General features: G+C 74.4%; 21 protein-coding genes. 13 read left to right on the forward strand and 8 right to left on the reverse strand.

All coding sequences use genetic code 11. From position 1 onward, the window contains the following. The first annotated feature begins 85 nt into the window (after positions 1 to 85). Entirely contained in the window at positions 86 to 3,376 is a 3,291-nt protein-coding gene (locus HDG68_RS12390) for a DEAD/DEAH box helicase (protein ID WP_172152526.1), read from the forward strand. On the opposite strand, the gene HDG68_RS12395 is transcribed toward HDG68_RS12390, so the two are convergent. After that, positions 3,373 to 5,667, reverse strand: coding sequence for a RecQ family ATP-dependent DNA helicase (locus HDG68_RS12395; RefSeq protein WP_172152615.1), 2,295 nt, complete (start codon positions 5,665 to 5,667; stop codon positions 3,373 to 3,375). The two genes, HDG68_RS12390 and HDG68_RS12395, sit on opposite strands and share 4 nt — an antisense overlap. A gap of 319 nt (positions 5,668 to 5,986) precedes the next feature. Further along, positions 5,987 to 6,409 (reverse strand): hypothetical protein, encoded by a 423-nt coding sequence (locus HDG68_RS12400; RefSeq protein WP_246253869.1) that lies wholly within the window; start codon positions 6,407 to 6,409, stop codon positions 5,987 to 5,989. 54 nt (positions 6,410 to 6,463) lie between these two features. Between HDG68_RS12400 and HDG68_RS12405 the strand changes: the two genes are divergently transcribed. From HDG68_RS12405 to HDG68_RS12435, 7 genes are read left to right on the forward strand one after another with little or no spacing between them, the layout of a single operon-like run. Next, entirely contained in the window at positions 6,464 to 6,907 is a 444-nt protein-coding gene (locus HDG68_RS12405; RefSeq protein ID WP_172152528.1) for a Rieske (2Fe-2S) protein, read from the forward strand. Between the two features lie 48 nt (positions 6,908 to 6,955). Beyond that, positions 6,956 to 8,086: a histidinol-phosphate transaminase gene (locus HDG68_RS12410; protein WP_172152530.1), complete on the forward strand. Its 1,131-nt coding sequence runs from the start codon at positions 6,956 to 6,958 to the stop codon at positions 8,084 to 8,086. Beyond that, entirely contained in the window at positions 8,086 to 8,688 is a 603-nt protein-coding gene (hisB, locus tag HDG68_RS12415; RefSeq protein ID WP_172152532.1) for an imidazoleglycerol-phosphate dehydratase HisB, read from the forward strand. Before HDG68_RS12410 ends, hisB begins: the two co-directional genes overlap by 1 nt. Position 8,689: 1 nt before the next feature. Further along, positions 8,690 to 9,232 carry a hypothetical protein gene (locus HDG68_RS12420; RefSeq protein ID WP_172152534.1) on the forward strand — a complete coding sequence of 181 codons (543 nt, stop codon included), beginning with the start codon at positions 8,690 to 8,692 and terminating at the stop codon, positions 9,230 to 9,232. Further along, positions 9,229 to 9,969 (forward strand): imidazole glycerol phosphate synthase subunit HisH, encoded by a 741-nt coding sequence (hisH, locus tag HDG68_RS12425; protein ID WP_172152536.1) that lies wholly within the window; start codon positions 9,229 to 9,231, stop codon positions 9,967 to 9,969. Before HDG68_RS12420 ends, hisH begins: the two co-directional genes overlap by 4 nt. Before the next feature lie 47 nt (positions 9,970 to 10,016). Continuing rightward, entirely contained in the window at positions 10,017 to 10,748 is a 732-nt protein-coding gene (gene priA / locus HDG68_RS12430) for a bifunctional 1-(5-phosphoribosyl)-5-((5-phosphoribosylamino)methylideneamino)imidazole-4-carboxamide isomerase/phosphoribosylanthranilate isomerase PriA (protein ID WP_172152538.1), read from the forward strand. Next, a complete protein-coding gene (locus HDG68_RS12435) occupies positions 10,745 to 11,482 on the forward strand; it encodes an SseB family protein (RefSeq protein WP_172152540.1) in 738 nt (245 codons plus the stop codon). The genes priA and HDG68_RS12435 overlap by 4 nt, the downstream gene beginning before the upstream one ends. A gap of 37 nt (positions 11,483 to 11,519) precedes the next feature. Here the strand turns inward: HDG68_RS12435 and HDG68_RS12440 are convergent, their stop codons facing one another. From HDG68_RS12440 to HDG68_RS12460, 5 genes are all read right to left on the reverse strand, one after another. Further along, positions 11,520 to 12,266, reverse strand: a complete 747-nt coding sequence (locus HDG68_RS12440) for a S1 family peptidase (protein ID WP_343037562.1) — start codon at positions 12,264 to 12,266, stop codon at positions 11,520 to 11,522. Beyond that, positions 12,263 to 12,856 (reverse strand): hypothetical protein, encoded by a 594-nt coding sequence (locus HDG68_RS12445; RefSeq protein WP_172152542.1) that lies wholly within the window; start codon positions 12,854 to 12,856, stop codon positions 12,263 to 12,265. Before HDG68_RS12445 ends, HDG68_RS12440 begins: the two co-directional genes overlap by 4 nt. 1 nt (position 12,857) lies before the next feature. Beyond that, positions 12,858 to 13,214 (reverse strand): DUF1844 domain-containing protein, encoded by a 357-nt coding sequence (locus HDG68_RS12450; RefSeq protein WP_172152544.1) that lies wholly within the window; start codon positions 13,212 to 13,214, stop codon positions 12,858 to 12,860. 147 nt (positions 13,215 to 13,361) lie between these two features. Beyond that, positions 13,362 to 14,810, reverse strand: a complete 1,449-nt coding sequence (locus HDG68_RS12455; protein WP_172152546.1) for a catalase — start codon at positions 14,808 to 14,810, stop codon at positions 13,362 to 13,364. Between the two features lie 25 nt (positions 14,811 to 14,835). Continuing rightward, positions 14,836 to 15,270, reverse strand: a complete 435-nt coding sequence (locus tag HDG68_RS12460; RefSeq protein WP_172152548.1) for a Fur family transcriptional regulator — start codon at positions 15,268 to 15,270, stop codon at positions 14,836 to 14,838. A 364-nt stretch (positions 15,271 to 15,634) separates the two neighbouring features. On the opposite strand from HDG68_RS12460, the gene infC reads away from it, so the two are divergent. From infC to HDG68_RS12480, 4 genes are all read left to right on the forward strand, one after another. Next, positions 15,635 to 16,372 carry a translation initiation factor IF-3 gene (gene infC, locus HDG68_RS12465; protein ID WP_172152621.1) on the forward strand — a complete coding sequence of 246 codons (738 nt, stop codon included), beginning with the start codon at positions 15,635 to 15,637 and terminating at the stop codon, positions 16,370 to 16,372. 103 nt (positions 16,373 to 16,475) lie between these two features. Beyond that, complete coding sequence (gene rpmI, locus HDG68_RS12470; RefSeq protein WP_172152550.1) at positions 16,476 to 16,670, forward strand: 50S ribosomal protein L35; 195 nt, start codon at positions 16,476 to 16,478, stop codon at positions 16,668 to 16,670. Between the two features lie 60 nt (positions 16,671 to 16,730). Next, positions 16,731 to 17,114 carry a 50S ribosomal protein L20 gene (gene rplT, locus HDG68_RS12475; RefSeq protein WP_172152552.1) on the forward strand — a complete coding sequence of 128 codons (384 nt, stop codon included), beginning with the start codon at positions 16,731 to 16,733 and terminating at the stop codon, positions 17,112 to 17,114. Between the two features lie 44 nt (positions 17,115 to 17,158). Beyond that, on the forward strand, positions 17,159 to 18,013 hold the full coding sequence (locus HDG68_RS12480; RefSeq protein WP_172152554.1) for a TrmH family RNA methyltransferase: 855 nt from the start codon (positions 17,159 to 17,161) through the stop codon (positions 18,011 to 18,013). 62 nt (positions 18,014 to 18,075) lie between these two features. On the opposite strand, the gene HDG68_RS12485 is transcribed toward HDG68_RS12480, so the two are convergent. Beyond that, entirely contained in the window at positions 18,076 to 18,435 is a 360-nt protein-coding gene (locus HDG68_RS12485) for a hypothetical protein (protein ID WP_172152556.1), read from the reverse strand. Positions 18,436 to 18,560: 125 nt separating this feature from the next. On the opposite strand from HDG68_RS12485, the gene thpR reads away from it, so the two are divergent. Beyond that, positions 18,561 to 19,199 (forward strand): RNA 2',3'-cyclic phosphodiesterase, encoded by a 639-nt coding sequence (thpR, locus tag HDG68_RS12490; RefSeq protein ID WP_172152558.1) that lies wholly within the window; start codon positions 18,561 to 18,563, stop codon positions 19,197 to 19,199. The last annotated feature ends 33 nt before the right edge of the window (positions 19,200 to 19,232 follow it).

Raw genomic sequence — 19,232 nt, forward strand, 5'->3', positions numbered from 1 at the left:
GCGCAGCGGGCCGTCACCCTGAGAATAGTGTGCCAAGCGGCCCTGCGCCGGCGCCCACCGGAGGGTGTCGGCGCCGCGTGGCAGCATGGACGCCGTGACCGCCGCCCCGCCCCGCCTCGACCCGCTCGTGGTCGGCGGCGTCGTCGGGGCCACGATGTTCCGCCGGGGGCAGGGGTACCAGCGTGCCGGCATGGTCCGCTCGTGGCGCTGGGACGCCGACGGCCTCGTCCTGACCGCGCGCGTGACCGGCAGCGGCGCGCAGCCCTACACCTGCCGCGTGTGGTTCGTCGTCGACGGGGACCGGTACGGCTTCGAGGACTCGAGCTGCACGTGCCCGGTCGGCGTCGACTGCAAGCACGTCGCCGCCGCGCTGCTCGAGGTCGGCCGGCACGGCGTCGACGGACCGGACCGCGACGCGGGCGCCGACGGCTGGCGCGGACGACTGGCCGGCGTCACCGGCCGCGTTCCCGGTGCGACGGCGGAGCACGGCGGGGGAGACGTCCTGCGCGTCGCGCTGCGCTTCCGGCTCGACGGCGCGTTCGGCGACACGGCGCCGGGCCTGTCCGTCCGGCCGGTGGTGCCGGCGAAGAAGGGCGGCTGGAAGGTCGCACCGGAGGCGGGGTGGGACGCGCTGAGCCGCGGCCTGTACGCGTTCGCCGGCGTGCGTGCCACGCCGCGACCGGCGGTGCGGCGCTGGTTCGCCGACCTGGGCGCCGCGCTGGCACCCGGTCCCTTCGCCACGCGGGAGGCCTGGCGCTCCCTCGACGCGGGCGGTCGTGGACTCTGGGCGCTGCTCGCGGAGGCTGCGGAGCTGGAGGTCCCCCTGGTCGGGCACGGCGCACGCGACGAGGTCCGCCTCGCCGACCGGGCCACGCTCCGGCTCGAGGCGCGACGGACCGACGACGGCGTCGGTCTCGAGCCGCGACTCGCTTTCGACGGCGTGGACGTGCCCGCGCGCGCCACGCCCGGCACCGTCGGTGACACGGGCCTGTACGCCGCGGTGGCGGCCGAGGGGCGCACGGTGCTGCACCTCGGGCCCGCCCCGCGACGTCTCGCGGACGGAGCGGCCGACCTGCTCGCCGGCGGCCGGATCGACGTGCCGGCGTCGGACCTGACCGAGCTCTGGGACGAGCACCTGCCGGCGCTGCGACGGACGGTCCGCGTCACCTCCGACGGCACGGTCGAGGTGCCCGAGCCGCCGCGCCCGGTCCTGGTCGCCACGGTGCGGTTCGCCTCCCCGGAAGAGGCGCGGCTCGACTGGCACTGGCGCTACGGCGGCAGCGGACGGGACCGGTCGGTGCCGCTCGACGGCGCCGAGACGGACCCCACCCGCGACCTCGAGGTGGAGCGCGAGATCCGCGCCAAGGCGCTCGCGGTCGTGCGGGGCGTGCCGGGTCACGCTCGCCACGAGCTGGCGGACTCGTGGACCGTCCGGGGGCTGGAGGCGCTCGACCTCGCCCACGACCTGCTGCCCGCTCTGGCGACCGCCGGTCCCGACGTCGTGCTGGACGCCGAGGACGTCCCGGACTACCACCATCTCGACGGTCCGGCACGGGTCGTCGTCGAGGGCGCCGCCTCGGGGGACGCCGACTGGCTGGACCTGGGGATCTCCGTCTCCGTCGGCGGCCGGGAGGTGCCCTTCTCACGCCTGTTCACCGCGCTGGCCCGCCGGCAGAAGCGGCTGCTGCTCGTCGACGGGTCGTGGCTGCGGCTCGACCAGCCGGTGCTGGACCGCCTGCGCGGTCTCATCGACGACGCCGCCTCGCTCGACGACCGTCGCGGGGCGCTGAGCGTGAGCCGCTACGACGCCGACCTGTGGGGCGAGCTCGAGGACGTCGCCGACGCCGTCGAGGTCGCGGACGACTGGCGACGCACGGTGACGGGGCTGGCGGCCCTCGCGGAGGGCCGGGCCGTGCTCGACGACCTGCGTGCCCCGTCCGGCCTGCGCGCAGAGCTGAGGCCCTACCAGCACCAGGCGTTCGAGTGGCTCACGTTCCTGTGGCGGCACGGGCTGGGCGGGATCCTCGCCGACGACATGGGCCTGGGCAAGACGGTCGAGACCCTCGCGTTCGTGGCGCACGCCCGCGCCGAGCGGCCGCAGGACCCGCCCTTCGTCGTCGTCGCGCCGGCGTCGGTGGTCGGCAACTGGGTGGACGAGGCGACCCGCTTCACCCCGGACCTGCGTGTCGCGACGCTGCCCGCCACCGCGAAGAAGCTCGGCACGTCGGTCGCCGACCGGGTGGCGGGCGCCGACGTCGTGGTGGTCTCGTACGCGGTCTACCGCCTGGAGTTCGACGCCCTGGCCGGGATGGAGTGGTCCGGGCTGATCCTCGACGAGGCGCAGTTCGCCAAGAACCCCCGCACGCGGGCCAACCGCACCGCCCGGGCGCTGCGGGCCCCGTTCAAGCTCGCCGTCACCGGCACCCCGCTGGAGAACGACCTGACCGAGCTGTGGGCGATCCTCGCGATCGTGGCCCCCGGCCTGTACCCGTCCGTGCAGCGGTTCCGCGAGCAGACGGTCAAGCCGGTGCAGGCCGCGGCGCGCGACGACGACCCGCAGGTCGTCGCCGCCGGAAACCGGGCGCTGGGGCTCCTGCAGCGTCGGCTGCGCACCCTGATGCTGCGCCGCACCAAGGAGCAGGTGGCCCCCGAGCTGCCCGCGCGCACCGAGCAGGTGCTGCGGGTGCCGCTCACGCCGGACCACCGCAAGGTCTACGACACCCACCTCCAGCGCGAGCGGCAGCGGCTGCTGGGGCTGCTCGAGGACTTCGACGCCAACCGCTCGGCGATCTTCCGTGCGCTGACCGTGCTGCGCCGGCTCGCGCTGGACGCTTCCCTGGTGGACGACGCGTACACCGGGGTCGGGTCCGCCAAGCTCGACCTCGTCGTCGACCAGCTCACCGAGATCGCCGCCGAGGGGCACCGGGCGCTCGTGTTCAGCCAGTTCACGTCGTTCCTCGGCCGGGTCGCCGAGCGGTGCGCCGCAGCCGGGCTGGAGCACGTCTACCTGGACGGTTCGACCACGCGTCGCCAGGAGGTGGTCGCCGCGTTCCGGTCCGGCGACGCCCCGGTGTTCCTCATCAGCCTCAAGGCCGGTGGCTTCGGGCTCAACCTCACCGAGGCGGACCACGTCTACCTGCTGGACCCGTGGTGGAACCCGGCCGCCGAGGCGCAGGCCGTCGACCGCACGCACCGCATCGGCCAGACGCGTCCCGTCCAGGTCACCCGGCTTGTGGCCGCCGACACGATCGAGGAGAAGGTGATGGCGCTCGCCCGGCGCAAGGCCGCGCTGTTCGACGCCGTGGTGGACGACGCGGGCGGACGGTTCTCCGGGTCCCTCGCGGCGGACGACGTGCGCGGACTCCTGGGGCGTTAGCGCACGCCGAGCACGAACGGGAACACGGCCGCCGCCCCGGCCTCGCGCAGCAGCCGCGCCGCGACCGTGAGGGTCCAGCCGGACTCGGTCCAGTCGTCCACGAGCAGCACCCGTCGCCCGGGCAGGCCGGACAGCGCCGCCGCGTTCAGCTCGAGACGCAGCCGCCGCGCCACCCCCGCGAGGCGCATCGCCGAGTTGACGTCGTGGCGGCCGGGCTCCTCGGCGCCCGGCGCCGGCCCGACCGCACCGATGAGCGGTACGCCGAGGTAGGACGCCAGACCGTTGGCCAGGTGGAAGGTCAGCTGCGGACGGGTGACCGACCGGACCGCCACGACCCCTTCGACGAGCAGGGCCCCCGGGCCGCCGTCCGCCCCGGCACCCGCGCCGTCCGTGCCGATCTCCGCGCCGTCCGTGCCGGCCTCGGAGGGCTCGCGGATCGCGTCCCAGTCGTCCAGCACGCGGGCCGCCGCACCCCGCAGCGCGACCGGCGTCTCGCCGTCGGGCGTCGTCGGTGCGAAGAGGTCGCGGACCGGGTTGGACCATCCGAGGCCGTCGAACCGCGCGACCGCGCGGCCCGGCTCGGCGCGCTCCGACTCGGCGATCTTGCCCTTGACCTCGAGGCCGAGCGACGACAGCCCGGACGGCCACATCTTGCGCGGTGCCACCTCGAGGCCCGGACGGTCCATCTCGGAGCGGGCGGACGCGACCGTCTCGGCGTCGGGCGGAGGCGGCAGGGCGACGCCGCCGCACCGGTCGCACCGACCGCACGTCCAGCCCTCGGCCAGCTCCGGGTCGTCGAGCTGATCGCGCAGGAACCGCATCCGGCACCCGTCGGTGGCGATGAAGTCCAGCATCGCCCGCTGCTCGGCGCGCCGTGCCTGCTCCACGCGCTCGTAGCGGGCGGCGTCGTAGGACCACTCGGCGCCGGTGGCCACCCAGCCGCCCTGGACCCGGCGGACCGCGCCGTCGACGTCGAGGACCTTGAGCATGGTCTCCAGCCGGGAGCGCTTGAGGTCGACGTGCGTCTCCAGCGCGGCCGTGGACATCGTCTGACCGGCACCGTCCAGCGCGGCGAGCGCCGCCCGCACCTGCGGTTCGGCGGGGAAGGCCTGCGATCCGAACCAGTCCCAGATGGCGCGGTCCTCGTGACCCGGCAGGAGCACCACGACGGCGTCGTCGACGCCACGTCCCGCACGCCCCACCTGCTGGTAGTAGGCGATCGGCGACGACGGCGCGCCCAGGTGGACGACGAACGCCAGGTCGGGCTTGTCGAAGCCCATCCCGAGCGCCGACGTCGCCACGAGGGCCTTGACACGGTTGTCCTTGAGGTCCTCCTCGAGCTGCTCGCGCTGGGTCGGGTCGGTGCGGCCGGTGTAGGCCTCCACGGCCAGTCCCGCTCCGCGGAGCTGGGAGGCGACCTCCTCGGCCGCGGACACGGTCAGGCAGTAGACGATGCCCGACCCGTCGATCTCCTGCAGCGCCTCGACCAGCCAGGCCACCCGGGTCGGCTGGTCGCCCAGCTCGAGGACCGCCAGGTGCAGCGACTCGCGGTCCAGGCCCCCGCGCAGCACCAGCACGTCCTCGGTGGTCGCCAGCGCCTCCTCGACGGTGGTGGTCCCGGCGTCGACACCGTCGGTGCGCACCGCGAGCTGCTCGGCCACGTCGCGGGTGACCCGCTCGTTGGCGGTGGCCGTGGTGGCGAGCACCGGGATCCCCGGCGGCAGGTCGGCCAGCAGGGTGCGGATGCGCCGGTAGTCGGGCCGGAAGTCGTGGCCCCAGTCGGAGATGCAGTGCGCCTCGTCGACGACGACGAGACCGGCGTCGGCCGCCAGCCGTGGCAGCACCTCGTCGCGGAACGCCGGGTTGTTGAGGCGCTCCGGCGAGCACAGCAGGACGTCGACCTCGCCGGCCGCGATGCGCCGGTGGATCTCGTCCCACTCCGCGACGTTGGCCGAGTTGATCGTCACGGCGCGGATGCCGGCCCGGCCGGCGGCGGCGATCTGGTCCCGCATGAGCGCGAGCAGGGGCGAGACGATGACCGTCGGTCCCGCGCCGCGGGACCGCAGCAGCGACGTGGCGACGAAGTACACGGCCGACTTGCCCCAGCCCGTGCGCTGGACCACGAGGGCGCGGCGGTGGAAGGCGACCAGGGCCTCGATCGCGCTCCACTGGTCCTCGCGCAGCTCGACGTCGTCGCGGCCGACCAGGGCGCGCAGCGCCGTCGTGGCCTGCTCCCGCAGCGTGCTCGACCCGTCTCCGGTGCCGGCGGTGTCCATCAGCCCGCGCAGCATCGCCAGCTTGGCGCGCCTGGTCGCCTCCGCGCGGTCCGGGGACGGTCCCGGGGCGCCGGTACGCTCGTCGGCGCCGGTACCGGTGCCGGCACCGCGCGGCACGGGGGCGCCGGCCAGGTGGGCGTCGCCCGGCGGGGCGAGGTCGTCCTCCGGCGGCGGTGCGTCGTCGTCCGGGGGCACGTCGTCGTCGGTCCAGGCGGGCACGAGGTCGGCGTACTGGTCGTCGGTGGAGGCCACCCGGCGATCGTAGGCGCTGCCCGCGACATCGCGCCGCCGTCGTCCACAGGGTCACGCGGCACCGGCGGACGGCGGCCGGCGGTCAGCGGGACTGCTCGCGCAGCAGCGCCGCCGTCGAGGCGACCACGGCCAGCACCTCCGACACCGCCGCGATCCACTCGTTGGGCCCCGCCTGGGCGCTCGTCACGCCGAAGAACCCGACCGTCGTCGACGCCACGAACGCCAGCAGCGTGGCGGCGCCGAACCCGATCCCGCCCACCAGCGGGAGCCAGTGCCGCCACAGCACCAGGAGCACGGCCAGGACCGCGCCGCCGACGCCGTTGAGGAGGAACAGCGGACCCACGACGGCGATGTCGCGGTACCCGTCGACCCACAGCACCAGGTGCACCGCCGCCGAGACCAGGACGCCCACGGCCGCCACCACGCGCCAGAGGCGGGCCACCGGGGGCCGGGCCCGACCGTGCGCGGCTGGCACCTGGCCCGAGGATGCATCCATGATGGACATGCTGCCACCATGCGGCGTGCCCCACCCGGCACGTCCCGTCGCGAGGAGACCTCGATGAACCAGCCCGCACCGTGCTGCACCCGACGTCAGGTCCTGCGGGGGGCCTCGGTCGCCGTCGGCGGTCTCGCCGTGGGCGGAGCCCTCGCCGCCTGCTCGGAGGGCACCGACCCGGGGGCGTCGGTCGACGACGTGTCCACCTCCGGCGCGGGGGAGGTCGTCGTGGCGCTCGCCGACGTGCCCGTGGGCGGTGCCGTCAGCGCCGAGGTGGCCGGGGTGGCGGTGCTGGTGACGCAGCCTTCCGAGGGGGAGGTGCACGCCTTCAGCGCCGTGTGCACCCACCAGGGCTGCACCGTGACCCCCGGCGACGGCGTGCTCGAGTGCCCCTGCCACCGGTCGGTGTTCTCCCTCACCGACGCCGCGGTGCAGTCCGGTCCCGCACCGGAGCCCCTGGGCGAGGTCGCCGTGGAGGTCGTGGACGGCGACGTCGTGGTCGCCTGACGTCCGGCGCGCCGCACCGACCCTCCGGATCGCTCGTAGACTGGGCCGGTGACCACCCCTGCCGTGCCGGTCCTTCCGCTGCGCCCCGAGCTCGCCGACGAGGTGCCCTACGGGGCGCCGCAGCTCGACGTGCCCGTGCTGCTCAACGTCAACGAGAACCCGTTCGCGCCCTCCGAGGAGGTCGTGGCCACGATCGCCGCGAGCGTCGCCGAGGCCGCCCGGGGGCTGAACCGGTACCCGGACCGCGACTTCCCGGGGCTGCGCCAGGACCTGGCCGACTTCCTCGCCGTCGAGTCCGGTGTCCGGCTCGACCCGTCCCAGGTCTGGGCGGCGAACGGGTCGAACGAGGTCATGCTGCACCTGCTGCAGGCGTTCGGCGGCCCCGGACGGACCGCCGTGTCGTTCGCGCCGACGTACTCGATGTACCCCGAGTACGCCCGGGACACGCACACGCGGTGGGTGACGGGGCGCCGCGCCGAGGACTTCACGATCGACCCCGCCGCGGCCGTGGCCCTGATCGAGGCGGAGCGGCCCTCGGTGGTCCTGCTCGCCAGCCCGAACAACCCGACCGGCACGGCGCTGCCCCGCGAGACCCTCGAGGCCGTCCTGGACGCCGCGGCCCGGGTGCCCGCCGTCGTCGTCGTCGACGAGGCGTACGCCGAGTTCCGGCGGGAGGGCACGCCGTCGGCCCTGGACCTGCTGGCCGACCACCCGCACCTGGCGGTCACCCGGACCATGTCCAAGGCGTTCGCCGCCGCCGGGATGCGCCTGGGCTACCTCGCGGCGTCGACCGCGCTGGTCGACGCGCTGCGCGTGGTCCGGCTTCCCTACCACCTGTCGGCCGTCACGCAGGCGGCCGCGCGGGCGGCGCTCGCCCACCGCGACTCGCTGCTCGCCCAGGTGGCGGACCTGCGTGCGCAGCGCGACGCGCTCGTGGCATGGTTGCGCACGCAGCGTGCGGGGGGCCGCGCGCTGCAGGTGGCCGAGACCGACGCCAACTTCGTGCTGTTCGGCACGTTCGACGACCGGCACGCGGTCTGGCAGGGGCTGCTGGACCGCGGCGTGCTCATCCGCGAGACCGGGCCGGAGGGCTGGCTGCGGGTCTCCGTCGGCACCCCGGCCGAGACCCGGGCGTTCCAGGACGCCCTGACCGACGTGATCGCCCAGGAGGAACTGTGATGGCAGGCCGCACCGCGCGGGTGGAGCGCGCCACGAGCGAGTCGACCGTCGTCGTCGAGCTGGACCTCGACGGCACCGGCCGCACCGACATCTCCACGACCGTGCCGTTCTACGACCACATGCTCACGGCCCTCGGCAAGCACTCGTTGATCGACCTGACGGTCCAGGCGCACGGCGACACCGACATCGACGCCCACCACACCGTCGAGGACACCGCGATCGTGCTCGGGGAGGCCCTGAAGCAGGCCCTGGGCGACAAGAAGGGCATCTCCCGGTTCGGCGACGCGCTCGTCCCGCTGGACGAGGCGCTGGCCCAGGCCGTCGTCGACGTCTCCGGGCGCCCGTACCTGGTGCACTCCGGAGAGCCCGCCGGCCAGGAGTACCACCTGATCGGCGGCCACTTCACCGGCTCGCTGACGCGGCACGTGCTCGAGTCGATCGCGCACCACGCCGGGATCTGCCTGCACGTGCGGGTCCTGGCCGGGCGCGATCCCCACCACATCGTGGAGGCCCAGTTCAAGGCGCTCGCCCGCGCGCTGCGGGCCGCCGTCGCCCTCGACGAGCGTGTCGAGGGCATCCCGTCGACCAAGGGAGCGCTGTAGGGTGCCCGACCAGTTCCACGACGGGTCGCAGCGACCCGACCTGCCCGACGTCCCGGACGACTTCGAGGTCCCCGACGACCTGTCCACCCTCGACGGCGGCTCCGCCGAACCGGAGATCGCGGTGCTCATCACCCAGGTCGCCGACGCCGAGCCCCTGGCCGCGGCGTGCGCCCTGGCCGAGATCGAGGTCGACGCGGTACCCACCCCGGTCGGGGCGCTGGCCGTGCTGCGCGACCGCGGCGGCGAGGCGCCGCAGCACGCGGCGGCCACCGTGTCGGCGGTGGTCAAGGGGGTGCCGCTGATCCTGGTCACCCGCACCGGCGAGCAGCTGACCTGCCACCGGTACGTCGACGGGGCCGACGAGGGCCGGCTCCCGGCGGGCCTCGTCCTGGGTGGCGCCCCCGACGCCCTCGAGGACCTGCTGACCGGCCACCTGACGATCGACGACCTGCCGGGCGTGGTGCCGTCGGCCGGTATCGGACGGCTCAAGGCGGTGCGCATGCTCTCGTCCGTGTCCCGCAAGGCGCGCCGGAGGAAGCGATGAGCGACGTCCCCGACCTCCTGCCCGACGGCGGCGCCGCGGCCGAGCTGAACGCCCGGCCCGCCCCCACGCCCCGTGCGGCGGGTCGTCCGCGGGTGGTCGTGCTCGACTACGGGTTCGGCAACGTCCGCTCGGCGGTGCGCGCTCTCGAGCGCGTGGGCGCCGACGTCGAGCTCACCGCGGACCGGCACGCCGCGATCGAGTCCGACGGTCTCGTCGTGCCCGGTGTCGGCGCCTTCGCCGCCTGCATGGAGGGACTGAAGGCCGTCCGCGGCGACCAGGTCGTGGACCGCCGCCTCGCCGGTGGCCGGCCGGTGCTCGGCATCTGCGTCGGCATGCAGGTCATGTTCGACGAGGGCGTGGAGCACGACGTGCGCGCCGACGGCCTGGGGGAGTGGCGCGGGATCGTCGACCGACTCCAGGCACCGGTCGTGCCCCACATGGGCTGGTCCGGCGTCGAGGCCGCCGAGGGGTCGGTCCTGTTCCGCGGCGTCGAGCACGAGCGCTTCTACTTCGTGCACTCCTACGCGGCGCAGTCCTTCACCCAGGGCCACGACGCCGCCGCGGACCCCCGTTTCACCCCGCCGCGGGTGACCTGGTCGACCCACGGGCCCGAGGGCTCCGCCGCCCGGTTCGTCGCCGCGGTGGAGGACGGCCCGCTGTCGGCCACGCAGTTCCACCCCGAGAAGTCCGGCGACGCCGGCGCCACCCTGCTCGAGAACTGGGTGCGGTCCCTCTGAGGACCGCCGCACCCGACGGCTCGACGACCACGACTGGAGACCCCCGCATGACCGAACGCCTGGTGCTGCTTCCCGCCGTCGACGTCGCCGACGGCCAGGCCGTCCGCCTCGTCCAGGGCGAGGCCGGCTCGGAGACCTCCTACGGCGACCCGCTCGCCGCCGCGCTGGACTGGCAGTCCGGCGGGGCCGAGTGGATCCACCTGGTCGACCTGGACGCGGCCTTCGGGCGCGGGTCGAACGCGGAGCTGCTCTCCCGGGTCGTGGCGCAGGTCGACGTGCAGGTCGAGCTGTCCGGCGGCATCCGGGACGACGCCTCCCTGGAGCGGGCGCTGGCCACCGGTGCCCGCCGCGTCAACATCGGGACCGCGGCGCTGGAGGACCCCGAGTGGACCGCGCGGGTCATCGCCGAGCACGGCGACCAGGTCGCCGTCGGCCTCGACGTGCGCGGGACCACGCTGGCGGCCCGCGGCTGGACGCAGGAGGGCGGCGACCTGTGGGAGGTGCTCGCCCGGCTGGACGAGGCCGGGTGCGCCCGCTACGTGGTCACCGACGTCACGAAGGACGGCACGCTGCGCGGGCCCAACGTCGACCTGCTGCGCGAGGTCGCCTCGCGCACGCCGGCGAAGGTCGTCGCCTCCGGCGGCATCTCCTCGCTCGCCGACCTGGAGGTGCTGCGCACGCTGACCGGCGACGGCGTCGAGGGTGCCGTGGTCGGCAAGGCGCTCTACGCCGGGGCGTTCACGCTCCCCGAGGCGCTCGACGTGGCGGGCCGCGCATGAGGTCCATCCAGCCGACCAGCCCGTTCGCCGGCGACGACGGGTCCGCCGACGCCGAGCTCGTCCGTCTGCTCGAGGGTCTGCGCGCCGGGTCCACCCCGCTGCGGGACGTCGTCGCGCGGCTCGCCGACACCCGCGTGCTGGTGCCCGTGCTCGCCGAGGCCGAGGTGACCGGGACCACGGAGCACGACGGAGCCGCGCTCGAGGTCGACAAGGAGGCGTCGGCCGGTGTCGTCGCCCTCGAGTCCCCGGACGGCCGGCGGGCCCTGCCGGTGTTCACGTCGGTGGCCGCGATGCAGGCGTGGCGGTCGGACGCGCGCCCCGTGCCCGTCGAGGCGCGACGTGCCGCGCTGTCCGCCGTCGACGAGCAGTGGTCGTTGCTGGTCGTGGACCCGGCCGGGCCGATCACGGTCCAGGTGCCCCGCCCCGCCGTGTGGGCGCTGGCGCAAGGCGTCGAGTGGCGGCCCGCCCTCGTGCCGACGGCGGACGGCCTCGAGGTCGACGCCGAGGTGGCCCGCGCCGTCGGCGACGCCGCAGCGCCGGTGCAGCACGTGGTGCGCGCCCATGCCGAACCGGGGCGCAAGGCCGAGGTCGCCGTCGTGCTCGCGCTGGACCCGGGACTGGACCGTGCCGGGCTGGACGCGGTGCTCGGTCAGGTCAACGCGCGTCTCGCGGCGGCGCGGCCCATCGCCGACCGCGTGGACTCCCTCGAGCTGCGGATCGCCGCGGCGCGCTGAGGGGGCGCGCCGAGACGCCCCGCGGCACGTGCGGTCCTCAGCAGGGGTCGACCTCCGCGAAGGAGTCGTCGTCGGCCAGCAGCTCGTTGAGCGTCGACTGCGGCACGAGCAGGGAGCGGTCGTCGCCGGTCTTGGCGTAGACGACGCCGATGACCTCGCCGTCGGAGTCGAGGGCGGCCGAGCCGGACGACCCGGGCTCGACGGCGGCGTCCGTGACGAGCACCTCCCCGAGGTTCTCGTGCAACGGGTCCGTCGTCGTCCCGATCACCCGGCCCACCGTCACGGTCAGCTCCCCGCCGGAGGGGTACCCGACGACGGTGACCTCCTCGCCCTGCTCGGGGTCGGCGCCGGACAGCGCCGCCGACGACGGCAGCGCGTCCCGGGTCCGCACGACGGCCAGGTCGGCCAGGGCGGCGGCGCCGGTGGTCGCGACGTCGATGTCGCGACCGTCGTAGGTGCTGACCTGGAGCGTCTCGGACTCGGCCACGACGTGGCGGTTGGTGATGAGCGTGTGGGAGTCCACCGCGAACCCCGACCCGGTCGACAGGTTCCCGCAGCCCACGTTGCGGATGCGCACCGCCATGCGCTGGACCGCGTCGAAGCCGTCGGGGGAGAGGCGCTCCTCGTCGTCGGCGGCCAGGGTCGGGGCGGCGATGCTCGGCACGATGTCGTCGGGGACGGCCGGCGGCATCGGCGGCAGCGCCGCGCAGGCGGCCAGGGACGCGGCGAGCGCCGTCACGGCGCCGACGCCGGCGCCGCGGTTCCTCCGGGACCGGCGGGTCACTGGGCGAGCTCCGACTGGAGCTGTTCGTTGGCCTCGTTGGCCTCGTCGCACAGGCCCTCGACGTCGGCGGCGAAGCGTTCGAGGTCGGCCTGGTCGTAGGCCTCGCGGTTGTTGAGGTAGCCGATGAGCTGGGACTGCGCCGCGGTGCACTGCCCCAGCGCGGTGGCCACGACGCCGGCGGCCTCGCTGACCCGACGCTGGTAGTCGAGGTACTGCCGGCTCGCGACGTTCTCGTCGCCGAGCTGTGCCTTCTCGTCGGCGAGCTCGGTGATCCGTGCGGTGGCGGTGTCGAGCTGTTCGGTGGTCGCGTCGAGCTCGGCCCGTGTCGCCTCGAGCTCGCCGCGGAGCGTGGCGACCTGCTCGGCGTACCCCTGCGCCTCGGTCTCCCAGTCGGCGGCGTGCTGCTGCCAGGCGCTCGTGGTCTGCCAGAGGTAGCCGCCCGTGGCGAGCGCGCCGATCAGCAGGACGGCCAGGACGACGGCGGTGATCCGGGCCGCACGCCCGCGGGCGGGGGGTGCGGTGGTCGTCCCGTCCGCCGGGGGGACGGCCGACGTCGTCGTCGGCTCCCACGGGCTGCCCGGTGCCGTCATGTCAGACGACGGACCCGGTGTACTTCTCGCCGGGGCCCTCGCCCGGCGCGTCGGGCACCACGGACTTCTCGCGGAAGGCGAGCTGGAGCGAGCGCAGCCCGTCCCGCAGCGACCGCGCGTGCTGGTTGCCGATGTCGGGCGCGGACGCCGTGACGAGGGCGGCCAGAGCGGTGATGAGCTTGCGGGCCTCGTCGAGGTCGAGCTGGTCGTCGGCGTGGGGGTCGTCGGAGAGCCCGCACTTGACGGCGGCGGCGCTCATGAGGTGGACGGAGGCGGTGGTGATGACCTCGACGGCGGCCACGTCGGCGATGTCGCGGGTGGCCGACGCGACGTCGCCCGGTTCGGTGGAGGAGCTCATGGGTCCATCTTGGCACCTTCGACCCGCCGTCGTGGACGACCGGAGGCCGGGGCCGCGTGCTGCGGCCCCGGCCTCCGGCGTGGGGGGTTCGCACCGGCGGGGCCGGTGCCGCGGGACGTCGCGTCGACGCCCGTCAGTCCGGGCGGGTCAGGAGGCGACCTCCGAGCGCAGCTTCGCGCCGAGCTCGGCGTCGACGCTCGTCCAGTACCAGAAGAACCGCTCGCGGATCTCGTCGATCGTGATCGACTTGCCCTGGCCGGTCAGCGTCTCCAGGAAGCGCGCCTTGGCGGCGTCGTCGAACACCTCGCGGTACAGGGTGCCGGCCTGCCCGAAGTCGTCGTCCTCCGAGTGCAGGGTGTACGCCGAGCGCATGAGCTCGCCGTCGGCCTCCCAGCTGCCCTCGGCGGTGCGCGTCGGGTCGGCGGACGGGCCACCGAACGAGTTCGGCGTGTAGACGGGGTGCTCCGCGCCGTTGAAGTGGTACTGCATCGGGCCCTGGTGCATGTAGGTGCTCACCGGCGCGGCGTGCGGCTGGTTGACGGGGAGCTGGTTGAAGTTCGCGCCGATGCGGTGACGGTGCGCGTCGTTGTAGGAGAACACCCGCGCCATGAGCATCTTGTCCGGCGAGATGTCGGTGCCCGGCACCTGGTTGCCCGGCGAGAACGCGGCCTGCTCGATCTCGGCGAAGAAGTTCTGCGGGTTCCGGTTCAGGGTGAAGGTGCCGACCTTGATCAGCGGGTAGTCCGCGTGCGGCCACACCTTGGTCATGTCGAACGGGTTGAACCGGTAGGTCTTGGCGTCCTCGTACGGCATGATCTGGACCTTGACGTCCCAGGAGGGGTGCTCGCCGCGCTGGATCGCCTCGAACAGGTCGCGACGGTAGTAGTCGGCGTCCTCGCCGGCGATGCGCTCGGCGTCCTCGTTGCTCATGTTCTCGACGCCCTGCTTCGAGATGAAGTGGTACTGCACCCAGAAGCGCTCGCCGGCGGCGTTGATCCACTGGTAGGTGTGCGAGCCGTAGCCGTTGAGGTGGCGCCACGACTTCGACAGCCCGCGGTCGCCCATCAGGTAGGTGACCTGGTGCGCGGACTCCGGCGACAGCGTCCAGAAGTCCCACTGCATGTCGGCGTCGCGCAGGCCGGAGGCGCCGAGGCGCTTCTGGGAGTGGATGAAGTCGGGGAACTTCATCGCGTCGCGCAGGAAGAACACCGGGGTGTTGTTGCCGACGACGTCGAGGTTGCCCTCGGTCGTGTAGAAGCGCAGCGCGAACCCGCGCACGTCGCGCCAGGTGTCGGGGGAACCCTGCTCGCCGGCCACGGAGGAGAACCGCAGCAGGGTCTCGGACGTCGCGCCCGGCTGGAACACGGCGGCGCTGGTGTACGCCGAGACGTCCTCGGTGACCTCGAACTCGCCGAACGCGCCACCGCCCTTGGCGTGCGGGTTGCGCTCGGGCACGCGCTCGCGGTTGAACGACGCGAGCTTCTCGACCAGGTAGCGGTCGTGCAGGACGGTGGGGCCGTCGGCACCGACCGTCAGGGAGTACTGGTCGCTCGCCACCGGCGAACCGGTCTGCGTCGTCGTGAACGGGGTCGTCATGGAGACGTCCTTTCTCGGGGGGTTTTCAGCGGGCCGGGGTGCATCGGGGGCACAGGCCCCAGAAGGTCACCTCGGCGAGGTCGACGGAGAAGCCGTGGGTGTCGCCGGGCACGAGGCAGGGGGCGTGCCCGACGGTGCAGTCGATGTCGGTGACGGCCCCGCACTCGCGGCACACGACGTGGTGGTGGTTGTCGCCCACCCGTCGTTCGAACCGGGCCGGGTGGCCGGCGGGTTCCATGCGGCGCAGCAGGCCCGCGCCCGTCAGGGTGTGCAGGGTGTCGTACACCGCCTGGACGGACGCGCCGCCGAGGTCGGACCGCACGGCCCGCACGACGTCGTCGGCCGTGGAGTGCTGGTGGGCGCCGAGGGCGCGCAGCACGGCCAGGCGGACCCCGGTGGCGCGCAGGCCGGCGTCGCGCAGGAGCTGCACGTCGTCGGGGGCGAGGGGGGTGGTGGACATGAGCCCAGCCTAGGACGTTTTCTGGAACGATTACAGTCTGGGGCTCCCCGGCGGTCGTGACGGACGCGACACCGCGGCATCGGCCCGGGCCGGCCGGGGGCGGGTGCCTCCGTGCTACTGTAGTGCGCGGACCGACCCGGCCGTGCGACGGCCGGGTGCTTCAAGTGGAGGACATCCCACCCGAGCGCCGACAGGCATCTGCTCCCCGAGCAGCGTGGCCGACAGGGGCCGGGTCCGGTCGGACGGCGTTCGTCGTCCTGCCCTGGTCCGTCGACCCGCGTGTCGACGGTACCGGACGTGATGGCCCCCACCTGTCGCCCAGGTCGGGGGCCTTTCCCGTTCCTGGCGGTCGTTCACGACGAGTCTGAGGAGCACCACCATCAGCGAGCCTCGCATCAACGACCGGATCCGCGTCCCCGAGGTCCGGCTCATCGGCCCGGGCGGGGAACAGGTCGGCGTGGTCGCCACGGGAGTCGCCCTGAAGCTGGCCCAGGACGCCGACCTCGACCTGGTCGAGGTCGCCCCGGACGCCCGTCCGCCCGTCGCCAAGCTCATGGACTTCGGCAAGTTCAAGTACGAGTCGGACATGAAGGCGCGCGAGGCGCGGCGCAAGCAGGCCAACACCCTGCTCAAGGAGATCCGCTTCCGCCTCAAGATCGACCCGCACGACTACGCCACCAAGAAGGGGCACGTCGAGCGCTTCCTCTCGGCCGGCGACAAGGTCAAGGTCATGATCATGTTCCGCGGCCGTGAGCAGTCCCGTCCCGAGATGGGTGTGCGGCTGCTGCAGCGCCTCGCGGACGACGTCGCCGAGCTCGGCTTCGTCGAGTCGATGCCGAAGCAGGACGGTCGCAACATGACGATGGTCCTGGGCCCGGTCAAGAAGAAGGCCGAGGCCAAGAGCGAGCAGCGCAAGCGCTCCGCCGAGGTCAACGCCCAGCGCAAGACCAAGTCCGAGGTCAAGGCCGAGGCGCGCGCCCGCGCCGCCCAGGACGGCGACGGCGAGCAGCCGGAGCCCGCCACGGAGCCGGCCGCGGAGCCGGCGACGAGCTCCGCCGCGCCGAAGCCCGGCGGACCGAAGCCGGGACCGGCGTCCCGCTGAGGTCCCAGAAGTCCATCTGACACCGGGCCGGCGATCCGGCCGCGGTCAGCACGACGTCCCCGCCCCCGAGGGCGGGCGACCGACACGAGGAGAGACGGCAGTCATGCCGAAGAACAAGACGCACTCCGGTGCCAAGAAGCGCTTCCGGGTCACCGGCAAGGGCAAGGTCATGCGCGAGCAGGCCAACCGCCGCCACCTGTTCGAGCACAAGTCGAGCAAGCGCACCCGTCGACTGGCGGCCGACCAGGAGGTCGCGCCGGCGGACGTCAAGAACATCAAGAAGATGCTCGGTAAGTGAGTCCTGCCGGCGGCACCTGCCGCCGGGACCACTGCCGGCCCGAACTGCAAGGAGCATCACGTGGCACGCGTGAAGCGGGCGGTCAACGCCCACAAGAAGCGCCGTACGACCCTCGAGCGCGCCAGCGGCTACCGCGGCCAGCGTTCCCGTCTGTACCGCAAGGCCAAGGAGCAGGTCACCCACTCCTTCGTCTACTCGTACCGTGACCGGAAGGCCAAGAAGGGCGACTTCCGCAAGCTGTGGATCCAGCGCATCAACGCTGCGGCCCGCCAGCAGGGTCTGACCTACAACCGCTTCGTCCAGGGCCTCAAGGCCGCTGGCGTCGAGGTCGACCGCCGGATGCTCGCCGAGCTCGCGGTCAACGACACCGCCGCGTTCAACGCGCTGGTCCAGGTCGCCAAGGACGCCCTTCCCGAGGACGTCAACGCGCCGAAGGCCGCCTGAGCTCCACGCTCAGCACCAGGACGCCCGGACGGCCCCACCTGCCGATGCCCCGCATCCCCGACGTGACCCTCGCCAACCCGCGGGCCGATCGCGTCAAGCAGGTCAGGGCCCTGTCCGGGCGTCCTGCGCGTTCGCGGCACGGTCAGTTCCTCGTCGAGGGGCCCCAAGGGGTCCGCGAGGCCGTCCGGCACGCCCCCGGACAGGTCCGGGACGTCTACCTCACCGAGACGGCGGCCCGCCGCTACGGCGAGATCGTCGAGGCCGCGTCCGACGCCGGCCGGCGGCTCCACGTGGGTACGCCGGAGGTGCTCGCAGCGATGAGCCCGGACGCCCAGGGTGTCCTCGCCGTCGTGCGCGCCGCGCCGGTCTCGTTGGACGAGGCGCTGACCGCGGCCCGCGGCGACCGGCCCCTGCTCGTCGCGGTGCTCGCGACGGTCCGCGACCCCGGGAACGCCGGGACCGTGATCCGCGCGGCGGACGCGGCGGGTGCCGACCTCGTCGTGCTGGCGGGGGACAGCGTGGACGTGCACAACCCGAAGACGGTCCGGTCCACCGCCGGGTCGTTGTTCCACCTGCCCGTGGTCGTGGACGTGACGCTCGGCGAGGCCGTGGCCGGCGTGCGCGCCGCGGGGTGCGCCGTGCTCGCCGCCGACGGCGCCGGGCAGCACGACCTCGACGAGGTGCTCGACGTGGCCGGGACCTCGCCGCAGGACAACGTCCCGGACCTGGCCGCCGACACCGCCTGGATCTTCGGCAACGAGGCGTGGGGTCTGCCCGAGGAGGACCGGGCGCTGGCCGACGCCGTCGTCCGCGTGCCGATCCGTGGCCGGGCGGAGTCCCTCAACCTCGCGACCGCCGCGACGGTCTGCCTCTACGCCAGCGGTCGCGCGCAGCGGTGACCGGGTCCGGTCGAGGACCCTGCCCAGGAGCAGGGCCCTCGACCGGACCCGGTCTCCTGCCGTCAGGCCGGGCAGGCGGCGTCGACGGCGGCTCCGACGTCGGCACCCGGAAGCAGGACGGCCGCGTAGTCCTTGAGCACGACGTTCGCGGTCGCGGTGTCCGTGCGGTGGATCTCCAGCACCGTGCTGAACGGGATGACGTTCCCGCTGCCGATCGGGTACTCGAGTCCGTCGGCGGCCACGCTCGGCAGGACACCGGTGTCCCGGAGCACGCCGAGCTCGAACTGCTGGCACGCGACGCCGGTGGGCTTGCCGCCCTCGCCCGCGCCGGCGGGCGGGCCCGCCGAGGCGGAGCCTGCGGTCGCGACGGTGGCCAGGCCGGCGAGCAGCGCGGCGGCGCCCGCGGTGACGATGCGCTTCATGGTCGTTCCTCTCCTTCGGGGACGTGACGACCGGTGTTCGCTCCCGGGCCCGTGCTCGGATGCACCGCGGGGCTCCCCGCCTCGGTGAGCCCCGGGCGGACCTGGTGCCGCCGTACCATCGTCGGGTGCGTCTCTTCACGGCCGTGTACCCCGACGTGGCGGCCCTGCAGCACCTCGACCTCGCGCTCGGCGGTGTCGGCGGTCCGGCGGTCGCCGACCCGGGAGCCGGGCTGCGGTGGGTGCCCCGGACGCAGCGGCACGTCACGCTCGCCTTCCACGGCGAGGTGCCCGACGGCGCGGTGCCCGGCTACGTGGACGCGCTCACCGAGGCTCTGGCCGCCACGGCCCCGTTCCGGCTCGCCCTGGCGGGCAGCGGCACGTTCGGCGGCCGGACCCTGTGGGTCGGGCTCACCGAGGACGTGGACGCCCTGCGGGCGCTGTCCCGGCGGGTGGCGACCGCTGCCGAGGACGCGGGGATCGGCGCCGCCGACCGCGCCGGCGGGCGCCCCCACCTGACGGTGGCGCGGGCGTCGTCGGCACTGGTCGGTGCGGACCGGGCGCGCGAGCGCCGTGCGCGCCGTGGCCGGACGCCGTCGTCCCCGGGCTCACCCTTCGCGGGCTGGGCGCGGGCCCTGGCGGTCTACCGTGGGCCGTCGTGGACCGTCGACGTGGTGCACGTGGTGCACTCGCGGCTCGGTGCGGGACGGTCCGGCGGCCCGGCCCACGAGGACGCGGCGGTGCTCGCGCTGCCGAGCGGCCCATAGACTGACCCCTGCCGCCACGCACACCTCCAGGAA

Origin of the sequence: Isoptericola chiayiensis, assembly GCF_013149805.1 — a bacterium.
GTDB classification, from domain to species: domain Bacteria; phylum Actinomycetota; class Actinomycetes; order Actinomycetales; family Cellulomonadaceae; genus Isoptericola; species Isoptericola chiayiensis.

Coding starts and splice junctions, on each gene's coding strand:
- HDG68_RS12390 (WP_172152526.1), top strand. CDS start 86: ATGGACGCCGTGACCGCCGCCCCGCCCCGCCTCGACCCGCTCGTGGTC.
- HDG68_RS12395 (WP_172152615.1), bottom strand. CDS start 5,667: ATGCTGCGCGGGCTGATGGACACCGCCGGCACCGGAGACGGGTCGAGC.
- HDG68_RS12400 (WP_246253869.1), bottom strand. CDS start 6,409: ATGTCCATCATGGATGCATCCTCGGGCCAGGTGCCAGCCGCGCACGGT.
- HDG68_RS12405 (WP_172152528.1), top strand. CDS start 6,464: ATGAACCAGCCCGCACCGTGCTGCACCCGACGTCAGGTCCTGCGGGGG.
- hisB (WP_172152532.1), top strand. CDS start 8,086: ATGGCAGGCCGCACCGCGCGGGTGGAGCGCGCCACGAGCGAGTCGACC.
- hisH (WP_172152536.1), top strand. CDS start 9,229: ATGAGCGACGTCCCCGACCTCCTGCCCGACGGCGGCGCCGCGGCCGAG.
- priA (WP_172152538.1), top strand. CDS start 10,017: ATGACCGAACGCCTGGTGCTGCTTCCCGCCGTCGACGTCGCCGACGGC.
- HDG68_RS12435 (WP_172152540.1), top strand. CDS start 10,745: ATGAGGTCCATCCAGCCGACCAGCCCGTTCGCCGGCGACGACGGGTCC.
- HDG68_RS12445 (WP_172152542.1), bottom strand. CDS start 12,856: ATGACGGCACCGGGCAGCCCGTGGGAGCCGACGACGACGTCGGCCGTC.
- HDG68_RS12450 (WP_172152544.1), bottom strand. CDS start 13,214: ATGAGCTCCTCCACCGAACCGGGCGACGTCGCGTCGGCCACCCGCGAC.
- HDG68_RS12455 (WP_172152546.1), bottom strand. CDS start 14,810: ATGACGACCCCGTTCACGACGACGCAGACCGGTTCGCCGGTGGCGAGC.
- HDG68_RS12460 (WP_172152548.1), bottom strand. CDS start 15,270: ATGTCCACCACCCCCCTCGCCCCCGACGACGTGCAGCTCCTGCGCGAC.
- rpmI (WP_172152550.1), top strand. CDS start 16,476: ATGCCGAAGAACAAGACGCACTCCGGTGCCAAGAAGCGCTTCCGGGTC.
- HDG68_RS12480 (WP_172152554.1), top strand. CDS start 17,159: ATGCCCCGCATCCCCGACGTGACCCTCGCCAACCCGCGGGCCGATCGC.
- HDG68_RS12485 (WP_172152556.1), bottom strand. CDS start 18,435: ATGAAGCGCATCGTCACCGCGGGCGCCGCCGCGCTGCTCGCCGGCCTG.